This is a genomic window from Mucilaginibacter sp. 22184, assembly GCF_052045695.1.
GTDB lineage: Bacteria > Bacteroidota > Bacteroidia > Sphingobacteriales > Sphingobacteriaceae > Mucilaginibacter.
This window is the reverse complement of record NZ_JBQEPI010000002.1, coordinates 230,460-245,232: the sequence shown is the minus strand read 5'-3', so window position 1 is coordinate 245,232 and position 14,773 is coordinate 230,460. Positions and strand designations below refer to the sequence as shown.

At 41.8% G+C, this 14,773-nt stretch carries 13 protein-coding genes; 3 read left to right on the top strand and 10 right to left on the bottom strand.

What is annotated here, in order from left to right:
• Positions 1-458 precede the first annotated feature (458 nt).
• Positions 459-974 carry a DinB family protein gene (locus tag ACTJKG_RS06175; RefSeq protein ID WP_440738644.1) on the top strand — a complete coding sequence of 172 codons (516 nt, stop codon included), beginning with the start codon at positions 459-461 and terminating at the stop codon, positions 972-974.
• Here the strand turns inward: ACTJKG_RS06175 and ACTJKG_RS06170 are convergent.
• The 9 genes from ACTJKG_RS06170 to ACTJKG_RS06130 all read right to left on the bottom strand — a co-directional run bounded on the left by ACTJKG_RS06170 (position 971) and on the right by ACTJKG_RS06130 (position 10,392).
• Positions 971-2,206, bottom strand: a complete 1,236-nt coding sequence (locus ACTJKG_RS06170; RefSeq protein ID WP_440738643.1) for an MFS transporter — start codon at positions 2,204-2,206, stop codon at positions 971-973. The two genes, ACTJKG_RS06175 and ACTJKG_RS06170, sit on opposite strands and share 4 nt — an antisense overlap.
• Positions 2,207-2,328: 122 nt before the next feature.
• Positions 2,329-3,423: a chorismate synthase gene (gene aroC / locus ACTJKG_RS06165; protein ID WP_440738642.1), complete on the bottom strand. Its 1,095-nt coding sequence runs from the start codon at positions 3,421-3,423 to the stop codon at positions 2,329-2,331.
• A gap of 143 nt (positions 3,424-3,566) precedes the next feature.
• Positions 3,567-4,871 carry a 3-phosphoshikimate 1-carboxyvinyltransferase gene (gene aroA / locus ACTJKG_RS06160; protein WP_440738641.1) on the bottom strand — a complete coding sequence of 435 codons (1,305 nt, stop codon included), beginning with the start codon at positions 4,869-4,871 and terminating at the stop codon, positions 3,567-3,569.
• A 12-nt stretch (positions 4,872-4,883) separates the two neighbouring features.
• A complete protein-coding gene (locus tag ACTJKG_RS06155) occupies positions 4,884-6,011 on the bottom strand; it encodes a chorismate mutase (RefSeq protein WP_172333190.1) in 1,128 nt (375 codons plus the stop codon).
• Positions 6,012-6,092: 81 nt separating this feature from the next.
• Positions 6,093-7,001: a prephenate dehydratase gene (locus ACTJKG_RS06150; protein ID WP_172333191.1), complete on the bottom strand. Its 909-nt coding sequence runs from the start codon at positions 6,999-7,001 to the stop codon at positions 6,093-6,095.
• A 261-nt stretch (positions 7,002-7,262) separates the two neighbouring features.
• The gene (locus ACTJKG_RS06145; protein WP_172333192.1) at positions 7,263-8,129 is read right to left on the bottom strand and encodes a hypothetical protein; all 867 of its coding nucleotides are present in this window, start codon (positions 8,127-8,129) and stop codon (positions 7,263-7,265) included.
• 70 nt (positions 8,130-8,199) lie between these two features.
• Entirely contained in the window at positions 8,200-9,123 is a 924-nt protein-coding gene (locus tag ACTJKG_RS06140; RefSeq protein WP_172333193.1) for a sterol desaturase family protein, read from the bottom strand.
• A 1-nt stretch (position 9,124) separates the two neighbouring features.
• Positions 9,125-10,183, bottom strand: a complete 1,059-nt coding sequence (aroB, locus tag ACTJKG_RS06135; protein ID WP_172333194.1) for a 3-dehydroquinate synthase — start codon at positions 10,181-10,183, stop codon at positions 9,125-9,127.
• Positions 10,184-10,185: 2 nt separating this feature from the next.
• Complete coding sequence (locus ACTJKG_RS06130) at positions 10,186-10,392, bottom strand: RNA-binding S4 domain-containing protein (protein WP_440738640.1); 207 nt, start codon at positions 10,390-10,392, stop codon at positions 10,186-10,188.
• A 58-nt stretch (positions 10,393-10,450) separates the two neighbouring features.
• Here ACTJKG_RS06130 and ACTJKG_RS06125 point away from each other — a divergent pair, with 58 nt between their 5' ends.
• Both ACTJKG_RS06125 and ACTJKG_RS06120 read left to right on the top strand, forming a co-directional pair.
• On the top strand, positions 10,451-11,653 hold the full coding sequence (locus ACTJKG_RS06125; RefSeq protein ID WP_172333196.1) for a proline dehydrogenase family protein: 1,203 nt from the start codon (positions 10,451-10,453) through the stop codon (positions 11,651-11,653).
• 344 nt (positions 11,654-11,997) lie between these two features.
• Positions 11,998-13,383 (top strand): DNA/RNA non-specific endonuclease, encoded by a 1,386-nt coding sequence (locus tag ACTJKG_RS06120; RefSeq protein ID WP_172333197.1) that lies wholly within the window; start codon positions 11,998-12,000, stop codon positions 13,381-13,383.
• Between the two features lie 31 nt (positions 13,384-13,414).
• On the opposite strand, the gene ACTJKG_RS06115 is transcribed toward ACTJKG_RS06120, so the two are convergent.
• On the bottom strand, positions 13,415-14,764 hold the full coding sequence (locus ACTJKG_RS06115) for an alkaline phosphatase family protein (protein WP_172333198.1): 1,350 nt from the start codon (positions 14,762-14,764) through the stop codon (positions 13,415-13,417).
• Positions 14,765-14,773 lie beyond the last annotated feature (9 nt).

Here is a 14,773-nt window from a genome sequence, read left to right as displayed (position 1 = left end):
ATAAATAATGTATTATATAGATCTGTTGTTCGCTCTGTTTATTAATACCGCGGTTTGCCGTGAGATGACAAAACCGTTGTTTTATCCTGAAGATTTAAGGTTATACCGAACTCGAACTTACCACACCGGGCTTTATACTCCCGGCTTAAATTCGTATATTTGTATATATCGGCAGCCCGGTTTTTTTTGTAAAAGAAAACCGGGCTGTTTGGTTAAAAGAAATTAGACACGAATATCGATCGTTTGATATTTAGTTATTTTGAATATCAATTATTTAATACTTTTTAAATCTTTAAAAACCCCTCTAAAATTTGTTAAAAAGTGTTAAAATGGCGTTAAAATTTAGTTAAAGCGGCCAAAAGTGAGGCGTTTTTGTCCTGTTTTTAACTAAAAAAGTGTTAAAATTTAAGGTTTAAAAAGTTTTAAGGACACAAAATCAAGCCAATTTTTTAAAAACGATGACAGCAAAAAATAAAACTGAAGTTTGGCTCCGCGGGCCTATGGATGATGTGCCGGCACTCCTCCAACCGGTAGCCCACGCCTTGCTCCAAGCCAGAGAGGAGCTAAACGAATTAATGGCTGATTTCCCGGATGGACTTTTATGGCAAAAGATAGCAGGGATGGCATCCCCTGGCTTCCATCTGCAACATTTAACGGGTGTACTTAACCGGCTGTTTACTTATGCCAGGGGAGAAGCACTTACAGCAGAACAGCTTAACTATCTGTCGGGTGAAGGAAAAGCAGCTGAAAATATAACCATAGCCGACCTTCTACAACGATTTGATAGTGAGGTTGATAAAGCTATTGCCCAGTTGATAACAACTGATGAGCAGACCTTGAAGCAATTCCGCGGAGTAGGGCGGGCGCAACTACCCTCAACCGTAATGGGCCTGTACGTGCATTCGGCCGAGCATACCATGAGGCATCTGGGGCAGCTTTTAGTAACAGTTAAGGTGCTGAAAAACAGCGTTTAGTTTGCATTTTCAATAATAATTGGTTTAGCGTGCGGGCTCAATTTTTTCAGCACAAAAAAGCCCGTAGAGGACAGCAGGCATACCGAAGCTAAAACCCACCATAGCATCGAAAAACCGCCATGAGCGATGATCTGACTGCCAACCGCAGGGGCAATGATCTGCGCCGCCGACCAAGACATACTATAGAGTGCAGCATATTCGCCGCGATTACCATTAGTGGTTCGATTTATCCAGTAGGCGTTCATGAATGGCATACTCATAATTTCGCCCAGGGTGATCATTGCCACCACCAAAATGGCTACCCATGCGGCATGTGGCAATAAATTTAACATAGCAAAGCTGGCGCCTGCTATAATAATACCCATGCAGATATACGTAAGTGGGTTTCTCTTGCCCTCCAGTTTGTGAATCAGGATCATCTCTACCAATACGATAAGGATGCCATTCAGTGCTAATAGAAAGCCTATAAAGCGTTCGTTGAAATGCCACTGGATATTATAGAATACCGGTTGCATAATAAAGAATTGGAAAAAGCAGGTGGCAAACAAGGTGCTCAATAAGATAAATATCAGGTAAACGCCATCCTTATAGGCTGATGTTGATGCTATGGCTTTATCGGCCAGGTCTTTAACTGTTTTCCTGATAGTTGAGCGCGGCATCAATTTCAATAGTAAAAGTGCGGCAAAAATATTGGTGCAACCATCCACCCAGAACAGTAAATGGTAATTGAACGAGGCCAGGAAACCACCTAAGCCGCCTCCAAAGGCCCATCCCAGGTTGGTGGCCAGGCGGTTGAGCGAATAGGAGCGAGTCTTATTCTCGTCGTTGCTGTAATGAGCTATAGCTGTGGAGTTTGCCGGACGAAATGATTCGTTGCAGATACTGAGTATGAAAGTACCTATACTCACGCTTAAAAAGGTACGCTGATAGCCCAACACCAGGAATAATATACCGCCAATAAACAATGCGCCCACCTGAATGTCGTAAAAACCGATCTTGTCGGTTAGTTTACCGCCGATAAAGGCGCCCGATATAGCTCCAATGCCAAAAAACGCCATCACCCAGCCAGATTGCACAATGGTAAAATGCAGCTGCTGAATGGTATAAATACTCATAAAAGGTACCACCATAGTGCCGCTCCGGTTAATGAGCATTACGATGCTCAGGTACCAGCTGTTTTTTGATAGTCCGCTATAAGCTTGTTTGTATAATTGGATGACAGAGGTTAACATAGGTTTGTATGGTTTGCAAAGGTAATTATAAGCAGAAAGCTAAAATGGAAAAGCCCGAAGCTTTTTATGGCTTCGGGCTTTCGAACTATTTAAATGGCTTCAGGACTTTGTGCCCTGAGCTTTTAGCTTAAAATAGAATTTCGGTTCCGGAGCCAATGATCAGCCAGGACCAGTGCGGCCATGGCTTCAACAATAGGGACGGCACGAGGGACGACGCAAGGATCATGACGACCTTTACCTGATATTTCGGCCGCATTGCCTTCGCTATCGATAGTGGCCTGATTTTTCATGATGGTAGCTACCGGTTTAAAGGCTACTTTAAACTCAATAGGCATACCATTACTGATACCGCCTTGTATACCACCAGAAAAATTGGTAATGGTGCTAATATCGCCTAAATGTGATTTTACAAAGATGTCGTTATGTTCCGATCCGCGCATCTCGCTGCCGGCAAAGCCCGAGCCAAATTCAAAGCCATGAACGGCGTTGATGCTTAGCATCGCCTTCCCCAGATCGGCATGAAGCTTATCAAATACAGGCTCACCGAGACCTACAGGGCAATTTTTTACATGGCAGCTTATCTTACCGCCAACAGTATCGCCGTCTTTACGCACACTGTCAATAAAGGCGATCATTTCCTCGGCAGTGGCCGGATCGGCACAGCGTACGATGTTTTTTTCACGTTCGTCAATAAACTCCTGTACGTTGTTGATACTTACGTTAGGGGCGTTAATAGTACCTACACTGCTTACATGGGCCGCTATCTCGATACCCTGGCTTTTGAGCAAAAGCTTGGCCAAAGCACCCGCAGCAACACGTGCCGCGGTTTCCCGGGCTGATGACCGGCCCCCACCGCGATGGTCGCGTATACCATATTTAGTTTGATAAGTATAGTCGGCATGGGAGGGGCGGAATACGTCCACATTATGACTGTAATCTTTGGAGCGCTGATCTTCGTTGGGGATCAGCATAGCTATAGGCGTTCCTGTAGTTTTACCTTCAAATACACCTGATAGGATCTTTACGGTATCACTTTCTTTACGTTGTGTAGTTATTTTTGACTGACCGGGTTTGCGTTTATCCAGTTCGCCCTGAATGTAATCCAGATCAACGGTTAATTGCGCTGGGCAACCGTCAATAATAACCCCTATTGCTTCGCCATGCGATTCGCCAAAGGTGGTTATTCTGAATATTTGCCCGAATGAGTTGCCTGCCATTATTTTAGATATGAGATGTTAGATATGAGATTTGAGACGGCTCACCACAAATCTATTTATTTAAATCGTCATTGCGAGGTACGAAGTAATCTTTATGATGTACAGAACGGCTTCGCAATGACGCTTGGTGGTTATTTTTAGTGCTATGCCTCTATTTCCTGAACCTTGAAGCCAAGTTTAGCCAGATCGGTCCAGAATGCAGGATACGATTTATCAACCACAGGCCCGTTCTCAAACTCCAATTCCGGAACGATAAGCGCGAGTGGGGCAAATGCCATAGCCATACGGTGATCGTGATAGGTATTGATAAACATGCGCTCCGGAATAAACTTGCCACTGCAATCCAGTTGGTATACCTCGTTATTCTCGATGAGTTTTACGCCCATTTTGGCCAGCTCGGTCTGTAATGCTAAAATACGGTCAGTTTCTTTAATTTTTAACGTTTCCAAACCGGTAAAAGCTGCTTCATGCCCTAAAGCCGCACATACCACAACAATGGTTTGAGCCAGATCGGGACACTCTTTCAGATCGAACACCTTGTGATTAAAAGGCTTGTTTTCTTTGGTTAGCTGAACACCGCCATCTTTGAACTGCGAGGTGATGCCAAAATTGGCCATGATCTCGGTGATCACGCTGTCGCCCTGTAAGCTGTACGGGGTAAGGCCGGTCAGGAATAACTCTGCTTTATCCGCAAGTGCTGCTATGGCATACCAGTATGATGCCGCGCTCCAATCCGGTTCAACATGTATGGAGGTAGTGGAAAATTCCTGGTTTGCAATGGAGATCACATTATCCTCCCATCGGTGCTGAATGCCTGTTGAGGTCAACATAGCCAGCGTCATTTCGACGTAAGGCCGAGAGGTTAACTCTCCTTGTATGTGCAGCTCCAAACCAAAAGGCAGCCGTGCAGCGATGAGCAACAAGGCAGTAATATACTGACTACTAATGTTACCTTTAATACTGATCTTACTAGTTAGCTGTGCGAAACTGCCTTTTAGTTTTATAGGGGGATAGCCCTCTTTTTCTTCGTAATCAATATGGGCACCTAACTCTCTCAGCGCATCGACCAATATACCTATCGGTCTTTCTTTCATCCTCTGGCTGCCGGTTAATATGACTTCATTATCCTGTATGGCAAAGTAGGCGGTTAAAAAACGCATGGCCGTACCGGCAGGGCCGATGTCGACGGTAGTGAGTTGTGAGTCGTGAGTGGTGAATGGTTCGCCGCCTGCAAGAATTTCTTGATTCTTGATTCTTGGCTCCTGATTCTTTCTCAATATACCCGCCAGCAACACCGCATCAGCGGCATCGGATACGTTCTCTACCTTAACCTTACCATTGCTTAAAGCCTCGATCACTAATGCACGATTGCACTCGCTTTTTGAGCCTGTGAGATTTACCGTGCCGTTTACTTGCTTATTATTCCTTGTCAGGATGACGTTTTGCATCAGGATATTCTATTATACGTGGGTAAGTTTTTCTGCAGCTTGTCCGGCTTCATTGGTGTTCATGATCTCGGTTTGTCTGCGGATCGACTCGCTGTGTAAAAGCTCCAATAATTTCTCTGTAAATTCAGAACCTAATTTTAAGGCTTTCGCATAGTTGGTACGTTTTTGAACAATCTCATCCCAACGGCCTACCTGCAAAATGGTAATGTTGTTGTCTTTTTTGTAGTTACCGATCTTCTCGGCAATTTGCATACGCTCGGCAATTTTCTGGATAACCAGGTCATCAATTTTATCAATCTGGCTGCGTAATTCAGCAAGCTTGTCATTCAACTCTGCATTGCGGATCTCGGGTTTACGTAAAGCCAGGTGGTCAATAATATCAGCTAAGGCAGCAGGGGTAACCTGTTGTTTGGCATCTGTCCAGGCTACGCTTGGATCGATATGCGATTCGATCATTAAGCCCTGCATGTCAAGGTCTAATGCTTTTTGTGAGATGTAACCGATCAGGTCGCGGTTACCCGAAATGTGGCTTGGATCGTTAATGATAGGCAATTCAGGGGCCAATGTTTTTAAGTTGATGGCAATATCCCACATTGGCTCATTACGAAAAGCTGATTTCTCGTAAGATGAAAAACCACGGTGTATAGCTGCCAGTTTAGTAATACCAGCATTGTTGATACGTTCCAAAGCACCTATCCATAAAGAAAGATCTGGATTTACCGGGTTTTTAACCATCACTGGTACATCAACACCTTGTAAAGCATCAGCAATTTCCTGTACGGTGAAAGGGTTAACGGTTGAACGTGCGCCAACCCATAAAATGTCAACACCTGCTTTTAATGCTTCTTCCACATGTTTTGCAGTTGCTACTTCAACAGCGGTCGGTAAGCCAGTTTCTTCTTTTGCGCGTTTAAGCCATTCTAAACCTATGCTGCCAATACCTTCAAACTCACCTGGACGGGTACGTGGTTTCCATATACCTGCACGTAATGCAGAAATGCGACCGGTTTGAGCTAATAAATGAGCCGTAGCTACTAATTGATCTTCGGTTTCTGCACTGCAGGGGCCTGCTATTACCAATGGTTCTTTTCCGGTTTTGATCCAGGTGTGAAGCGGCTGTATGTTCAAATTCAATTTCATCGTTTTTGTTGTTTGTCCGGTATTTTGTTTTGCCGGTGTGTTTTATATTTTGTTTAAATCTTCAGTTGTTAATTAAGAGGGTCAAATATTCCTGCGAATATTGATGTACTTCCTTATGCGGTCGTTTTTTTGGGGTTTGGGGGGTGTGGTTGTTAATTCATCATCATGTCTTTCATATTCACCAAGTATGTTAAAGTTATGCGTGTATTTAAGTATTTGCCTTATCGATATATCGTATTGTTTTGGCTCATCCCATTCAATGTCTACGTAAAAGTTATATTCGTTACGTTTACCCAGGATAGGCATAGATTGTATTTTGCTCATATTCACGCCCTCCTCGGCAAAAATATTAAGTACTTTGGCTAATGCTCCAACCTTATTGCTTACCTGGAAACAAAGCGAAGCCTTATTAGAGTTCTTTTTTTCCACATTATCATGATGGGTAAGGATCAGGAAACGGGTAAAGTTCTTTTTGTTTGATTCTATGCGGCGTTCCAACACATCCAATCCGTAAAGTTTAGCGGCAAGGGCATTAGCAATAGCAACGGTATCGGTTAATTGTTCCTCTCTGATACGTTTGGCACAGGCCGCGGTATCATTACTTTCTACAATTTTAAGGTGAGGGTATTCATCAAAAAAATCAACACACTGACGTAGGGCGATAGGGTGAGAGGTTACATATTTGATATCCTCGAACTTTACACCGGGCAATGCCATTAAATGCAGTTGAATAGGCAGGTAAATTTCGCCAACTACCGGGAAGCCATAATCAAGCAACAGGGTATAATTAGGCAATATACTTCCGGCGATGCTATTCTCAATAGCCATCACCACATAATCGGCCTCCCTGTTTTTTAGGGTCTCAAAAGTTTGTTTGAATGTGTTGCATTCAATGGTTTGCGTGTTTTCTCCAAAATACTTTAAGGCAGCTTCTTCGTGAAAAGAAGCACGTATTCCCTGGATTGCAACTCTTGGTCTTTCTATTTTCATAACCCCTGTTAAAGCAAAAAGTCCCGGCATTTTGTGCCGGGACTTTTTAAGTTCTTTATGTGTGTGTTAAGTACATATTAGTCCCGGCTCATACTGTTAAAGTAAAAGTAGTAACCGAAGTAATATGCGCTTGTAAATTTCATTTGTTTTTTATTACGCTGTAAATGTACGGTAAAAAATGTTTTTGTCAATAGAAAATTTTATTTTTTGTAAAATAAACAGGCTGAACAAAACTTTATTCTGTTTGAATTGATTTTACGGCTATTTGAACAAGTTTTTGGTTTTAAAATTAACAGGCACGGTATAATTATCTGCCGGGTCTTTGAATTTTGCTAGCAGATCGATAGCCGAAATGAGCATATTTGAAATTTTAATAGCGCTGCCATCTTTAAAATACACTTCTACATCGTCACTTAAATTACGGCTGCTGTTGCCCTTGCCAGCATAATATATGATTTGTTGAACGTCGCTTTTATTATAGGTTACAATTTGCTGGTCATTGTACCCAAAAGAAAACCGGTTGTTGCCTTTGGATATTTGCAGGTATTGTTGCCGGTTTTTAAAATATCGGGATGATGCATATAGCAGGAATGATCCAAATATGAATAGCGTTAAGCAGAGGAGGAATAATGAGCCACTATTATTTTTATTAATAGAGGATAGTAAAATTATGCACAGGTAAATAAAAAAGAGGGACATCAATGTAAGGAAATACCAGGTGCTTAGTCTGTAAATGAAATTTTTAGTTATAAAATGCGCCCGGTTACCTACATTAAAGAAATGTTTTTCAAATAATTTCAGATCCAATTTTTGAGTAAAGAAATCGCTGACCAAAGTACTCACTGAATCAAGATCAGGAGTGTGGTATTCATATAGGTGATTGCCTTTATCCAGGTAATACACACAGAATTTACCGCCAAAATATAAGCCTAGTTTTAAATAGTTCAGATCATTATCCTGAATGGTTACAGAGGGGCCTGTTAACTGTATATCGGTTAATGAACGTTCCTGATCCCAGGGGAAGTTTTTAATGAGGTCTATCGTATTATCAAAGTTTCTTGGCTGCTCATCAGAAAACTCACCTTTTTCGTAGGTATTATGCTGAAGTTTTGATACAAATTGTGGCATAGGGTATAAGTACAGGCATTAGTTTGCCTGCATTCAAATATACTACCCTAAATAGATAGTATACTCCTAATTAAGCAGAATGTTTCTGTTCTTCAGGTAAGGTAAGTTGCTGGTTTTCGTATTCCCGCTGCAGTACACGCGCGGTTTGCGAACTACCATCATGGCTCCATCCGGGTGGATTTAGCAAATACCCCAACTTGTTTTTGAAACCCGGAGCAAGTTTAACATCATGGATCAGAGCTTTCCACTCGTGAAAGATAATATTCACAGGGCCCATATCTTCGGGCTGCTTGGTGAGGCCATATTTAACTGGTTCGGGCAGATTTTCATCGCGGAAAGTACCGAACATCCTGTCCCAGATGATCAATACCATGCCCATATTTTTATCCAAATATGGAATATTGGAGGCGTGGTGTACCCGGTGATGTGCTGGTGTTACAAACAGCCATCCATACCATTTGGGCAGTGACACTTTATACTGCGTATGTACAATATTGCCGTAAAGTTGGGTAATGAGATAGGCATATAAAATATCAAGAGCATTAAAGCCCATCAATGCCAGTGGCAGATAAAAGAAAGTGCGATAAAAAGGCTCAAAAACTGTCGATCTAAATCCTGTGGTTAGATTAAAATGCTCAGACGAGTGGTGCGTTACATGCATGGCCCAAAAAAGCCTGCAGTAATGCCCTGTGTAGTGCAGCACCCAGTATAAAAAATCCTGCACCACAACCAATATAATCCAATACAGATAAACGTTGTGGATCTGAAAAAGCCTGAACTGATAGACAAAACTCAGCATAAAAAATGTGCTGGCCTTAACTATAAGGTTAGTAACTACGGCTAATGATGTAAGGTAAATATTATTAAAGGTATCGCGCTTTTCATAATATTTGCGGTTTTCCCAGTAGCTTAAACCCATCTCCACAATGGTTAATACCACCAGCAAACCCATCAGCACCAGGGCGGCCTTATTCCGGGGATCTAAAGCAGACATTTTACAAATTAATGTAATACATTAAACTTTCACGAAGTTCGGCTTCTGTACAGATATTATCAATATTGCATTCCCCGATTTTATTCAGCAGCGTGCAATTTATTTTATTATCCTGGTTCTTTTTATCCTTTTGCATAATGGCAAACAGGGTATCAAAACTATCCTCTTTGATCGTGTATCTTGGATAAAGATCGTTGAACACGCGGGTTATTTCGCTTAATTCTTCTGCGCTTAAACCTGTTTTTTTGTATGCAAGATATGATTCGCAGATCATGCCGATGGCTATGGCCTCGCCGTGTGATAGTGGGTCAGTATCATTGATCAACGAATTGGTTTCAATAGCGTGACCAATGGTGTGGCCAAAATTTAATGCTTTCCTGATACCCTTTTCTGTAGGATCTTCAATGGTGATCACGTTTTTTATCTCTACAGAACGATAAACCAACTGCACCGAAGGGTTTTTCAGATCGCTTGATTTTAGCTCTTCCCAATATGCGGCGTCGGCAATAAGGCCATGCTTAAGCATTTCTGCTAAACCCGAAAGTATTTGTCGAGGCGGCAGGGTCTTTAAAAAATCATACTCAATAAATACAGCTTTGGGCTGAGTAAAAGTACCCACAATGTTTTTGATACTATCAATATCGATACCTGTTTTACCGCCAACGGAGGCATCTACCTGTGATAACAGGGTAGTAGGTACATGTACAAAATCAATCCCTCTTTTGAATGTCGAAGCAGCAAAACCACCCAGATCGGTCACAACGCCACCTCCAAGGTTTATCATTAAACTTTTGCGGTCGGCACTAAAATCTATCAACATTTTCCATACGCCGATGCAAAAATCAATATCCTTGCTTTCCTCGCCAGCGTTTATTTCGATAAGATCGTAATCACCAAGTACGTCTAATTTACTTTTTACAAGAGGCAAACAGTGAACGCCGGTATTTTCGTCGGTTAAAATAAAAAATTTAGAATAGGCGCCTTTTTTTACAAAATCGGCTAACTCATCAATACTGTTATTGAAATATATAGGGTAATTGTCGCTTTGGATGGTATTCATTGTCATATTACCAGGATTTTATTTCCCCTAAATTCAACGGTATCACCACGCTTAACTTTAAGGCGTTTTCGATAATCAACCTCGCCATTATATTTCACTTCGCCCTCACTTACAACTATTTGAGCCTCTCCGCCGGTTGATACCAGATTGGTAGCTTTTAGCAGTTGTATCATCGGAATATAATTGCCTGTTAATTTAAATTCTGTCATGGAGCGGCAAAAATAAACTATTCATGGAATATTGAGATATCATTTTATAATTTTGCAGATGCTTTCTAACGAAACGAACAACAAATCCAAACAGGTTAAGCCCTCTTTTGAAAATACAGAAATCGCTTTCCGTCACTCATCCAATGCTGATCTTAACCGGGCTTACTGGTTATTCAGGATAATCAATGTTAACTTTTTAGTAAAGATAGGTCCCCCGGTAACTAATTTTGCTATCAAGATAGGTTTACCTATTAAAAGCCTGATCAAGGCTACCATATTTAAACACTTTTGCGGCGGTGAAACTATTAACGAGTGTAATAATACCATTAAAAATTTAAACAGCGGCGGAGTAGGTACCATACTGGATTACTCGATAGAAGGAGAGGATGACGAGGCTGTTTTTGACAGCACACGTGATGAGATCATCCGTACTATAGAACGGGCAACTTCAGATAAGGCTGTACCACTTACTGTTTTCAAGGTAACCGGTGTTGGCCGTTTTGCATTACTGGAAAAACTGGATGCTAAATTGGCTCTTAATGCCGAAGAAGAAAAAGAATGGCAAAGGGTACAAAATAGGGTATTGGCTATATGTGATAAAGCTCATGTTAACAATGTACCCGTGATGATTGATGCCGAAGAGAGCTGGATACAAGAAACCATTGATCTTTTGGCTTTAACCATGATGAGCCGTTTTAATACCAAAACTGCCATAGTTTATAATACTTACCAAATGTACAGGCATGATAAGCTGGCATCTATATTGAACGATCATGAAATAGCCGTTAGTGAAGGCTTTATTTTGGGAGCTAAGATTGTGCGTGGTGCTTACATGGAAAAAGAGCGTAAACGTGCCGAGGAAAATGGTTATCCATCACCTATTCAGCCTGATAAAAAATCTACCGACCTGGATTATGATTCCGCGTTGGATTACTGCACCACCCATATCGATAAAATTGCCTTTATTGCCGGTACCCACAATGAGGAGAGCTGCCGTTTACTGGCCGAGCTTTTAGACAGTAAAGGTATCGACCACAAACACCCGCATGTATACTTTTCGCAGCTGTTAGGGATGAGCGATAATTTGAGCTTTAACCTGGCCGATGCTCAATATAATGTAGCCAAATATGTTCCGTATGGCCCGATTAAAGCTGTATTGCCGTACTTATTCAGAAGGGCCCAGGAAAATACAGCTATAGCCGGTCAAATGAGCCGCGAGCTTAGCCTGATTGTGAAAGAACGGAAAAGACGGAAACAGTAACTACGTTTACGACAATATCAAAAAGGCCATTTCTTTAAAAGGGAATGGCTTTTTTATTGTCATTAAAAATAGCGTCATCAATACTCCATTAACAAAAAAGTGGGTTTACATGGTTTACACTTTTTATGGTCAACGTGATGTTAAATTTCTATCAATCAATTGTTTATGTTTTATTTCCTTGGAAAAGTGTAAACCGTGTTTTTGGGTATATAAGCGCCTGTTGAATCGGAGATAATTTTATTGAGATGTCATCTCGTTTTCTTAATAATTAAAGAACAATCATTTAATCAAGGGCTAATATTGCCGGGCTTAAATTTATTGCATTATAAACTAAATTTAATATTATGCAATTAAAACGGTCCTCATTTGTTCTCCTTATCTCATCATTGCTACTGATATCCTGCCAGAAATCATTAGTAAGCCCAATTCCAACGGATCCTGCAACGATCGGTACCAAAGCAAAAACTCAGGCTGTGGTACAAACTTTTGATGAAGATTTTGAGTCCGGATCAAAGACCGGGTATGCGGCGGCTGATGTTTCATTGAATAGCGGTTCCTGGAATCTTGACGATGCATTGATCGGAACCAGTACCTCTGATCGGAAAAACGGTAGCCGCTCTGTTCGCATCCGTAACACAGGTACTTTAAGTATGAGTTTTGATGTGAGTACTGGTGCCTCGACCGTTACCATGAATTACGGGGTTTATGGCACCGATGGCTCTTCTGCATTTCAATTGTGGGTTTCGGCTAACGGGGGAAGCAGTTATACACAGGTTGGCTCTATTGAGATAACCGCATCAAGCACCACTTTAAATACTGTCACTTTTACTGTTAACCAATCTGGTTCTTTACGTTTTCAATTGAGAAAGACCTCAGGCGGCGTTAACCGGATCAACATTGACGACTTTATTATTAACAGCTTTGATTCTGGTTCTGGCGGTGGAACAGGTGGCGGATCGGGAAGTTCAACCGCTGATAATACAAATTTATTGTTAGGTAACCCGACGGGTGCTACAAACAATACTGCTAACGCGGATAATTACCTGATCGATCAGACTTATTATACAGAAAGTTATAATCGGGATAAAGGTGTACCCAATTGGGTAAGCTGGTATGTAGGTAGTACCTCTCTGGGTGCTATAGATCGTTCGAATGATTTTCGTGCAGATACCAATTTACCAGCCGGTTGGTATGAAGTTTCCAATACCAGCTATTCCGGTTCGGGTTTTGACCGTGGGCATAATTGCCCGAGTGCCGACCGTACGTCTTCTACGGCGGCTAACCAATCTACCTTTTTAATGGATAATATGATTCCACAAGCCCCGAATAATAATGAGCACACCTGGGCTAATCTGGAAGCTTACGGCCGATCGCTGGTCAATGCAGGTAACGAGATCTATGTAGTGATGGGCAGTTATGGTTCGGGTGGTACGGGTTCCAGTGGTTCTGCTACCACCGTTGATGGCGGCCATGTGGTTGTGCCTTCCAATATCTGGAAAGTGATTGTGGTTATACCTAATGGCAATAACGACCTGAGCCGTATTACCACTGATACCCGCGTGATAGCCGTAAATACGCCAAACATCAATTCGATCAGTTCCGACTGGAGTCAGTATATTACTACGGTAAAAGATATTGAGAATGCTACTGGTTACACTTTGTTCTCTAATTTACCGGCCAGTATACGTACCGCGCTTGAAACAAAACGGGATGCCGGTACGGCTAACTAATAAGCTGCATTAATCAGAAATAATCCCCTGATTAATGCAGGTGCTGCCATATGATATCAAAAACATCAGCAGCATTGATGTTTTTGATATCATTTTCCTTGTCGGTAATAATAACGGGTTTATAAGCTTCTGGAATACCAATTCGGCCATGTGAGCCTTTTATTAAAGTGGCATCAAGCGGTATTACATCCATTACATATCTTAAGCCTGCTTTTTTTCTTAAAAGTTTATATCCGGCTCTTAGCTTTGAGGTCATAAACATCTCTACCGGATCATAGCCCGGTTTTTTGTGGATATCGACCACCCGTGCGTAATCGGGTGCTTTGGCATCATCGAACCAGAAATAGTAGGTGAACCAACTGTTCTCGGCAGCCATCAGTACCAGATCTCCTGAACGCTCGTGTTGAATATGATGATCAACCTGTGCAGATTTGTCTAGCACCAACTCTACACCGGATATGTTTTGCAATAATGTTTTTACCTGTTCGGTTACTGTTTTGTCATTGATATAAATATGTGCTACCTGGTGATCGGCCACGGCAAATGCTTTGGATGCGCCGGCGTCCAATAACTCTAAACCCCGTTCTGTTCTGATCTGTAAAAGGCCATGTTTCCGCAATATGCGGTTAAGGTGAATGGGATTATTTACCGGGGCAACGCCATACTCAGAAAGCAGGATAATACGGGCTCCTTTATTCTGATAAAAGGTTACCAGTTGCTCAACTACCGCGTCAATTTCTTGCAGCTCTTTACCGATCATAGAAAGATCAGGCCCAAATTTCTGGAGGCAATAATCAAGGTGGGGGAGATAGATCAATGTAAGTGTAGGGTTGTTCAACTCTTCATTCATCATGGCCGCATCCGCTATCCACTGGGTTGATTTAATGTTGGCACCGGGTCCCCAAAATTGGAATAAGGGGAATTGTCCCAGTTTATTTTGTAATTGGTCGCGTAGTTCAGCGGGATGGGAATAACAATCAGGTATTTTACGTCCATCTGCCAGGTAATTAGGGCGTGGGGTTACCGAATAATCGGCCGACGAATACATATTGTACCACCAAAACATATTGGCACAGGTAAAAGACGGATCTTCTTTTTTGGCTTTATCCCATATTTTTTCGCCATGAACAAGTTTGTTGGATTGTTTCCAGAATTTTACCTCACTATCGGCATGATCATACCAGCCATTACCCACAATACCCGTGTCTGATGGGAATTTCCCTGTTAAATAGCTGGATTGAACCGCGGTGGTAACTGCAGGTAATAACGGCTCAATGGTAGTAAGATGCCTTTGACTAATATATTTTTGAAGAAAAGGAGTGTGTTGCCCTATTACTGAAGATGATAATCCTACAATATCAATCACTACTGTTTTATTCATGGTATTTGT

Excerpts from the sequence above, each read along its gene's own strand:
- ACTJKG_RS06175 (WP_440738644.1), top strand. The coding sequence starts at position 459 with ATGACAGCAAAAAATAAAACTGAAGTTTGGCTCCGCGGGCCTATGGAT.
- ACTJKG_RS06170 (WP_440738643.1), bottom strand. The coding sequence starts at position 2,206 with ATGTTAACCTCTGTCATCCAATTATACAAACAAGCTTATAGCGGACTA.
- aroC (WP_440738642.1), bottom strand. The coding sequence starts at position 3,423 with ATGGCAGGCAACTCATTCGGGCAAATATTCAGAATAACCACCTTTGGC.
- aroA (WP_440738641.1), bottom strand. The coding sequence starts at position 4,871 with ATGCAAAACGTCATCCTGACAAGGAATAATAAGCAAGTAAACGGCACG.
- ACTJKG_RS06155 (WP_172333190.1), bottom strand. The coding sequence starts at position 6,011 with ATGAAATTGAATTTGAACATACAGCCGCTTCACACCTGGATCAAAACC.
- ACTJKG_RS06150 (WP_172333191.1), bottom strand. The coding sequence starts at position 7,001 with ATGAAAATAGAAAGACCAAGAGTTGCAATCCAGGGAATACGTGCTTCT.
- ACTJKG_RS06145 (WP_172333192.1), bottom strand. The coding sequence starts at position 8,129 with ATGCCACAATTTGTATCAAAACTTCAGCATAATACCTACGAAAAAGGT.
- ACTJKG_RS06140 (WP_172333193.1), bottom strand. The coding sequence starts at position 9,123 with ATGTCTGCTTTAGATCCCCGGAATAAGGCCGCCCTGGTGCTGATGGGT.
- aroB (WP_172333194.1), bottom strand. The coding sequence starts at position 10,183 with ATGAATACCATCCAAAGCGACAATTACCCTATATATTTCAATAACAGT.
- ACTJKG_RS06130 (WP_440738640.1), bottom strand. The coding sequence starts at position 10,392 with ATGACAGAATTTAAATTAACAGGCAATTATATTCCGATGATACAACTG.
- ACTJKG_RS06125 (WP_172333196.1), top strand. The coding sequence starts at position 10,451 with ATGCTTTCTAACGAAACGAACAACAAATCCAAACAGGTTAAGCCCTCT.
- ACTJKG_RS06120 (WP_172333197.1), top strand. The coding sequence starts at position 11,998 with ATGCAATTAAAACGGTCCTCATTTGTTCTCCTTATCTCATCATTGCTA.
- ACTJKG_RS06115 (WP_172333198.1), bottom strand. The coding sequence starts at position 14,764 with ATGAATAAAACAGTAGTGATTGATATTGTAGGATTATCATCTTCAGTA.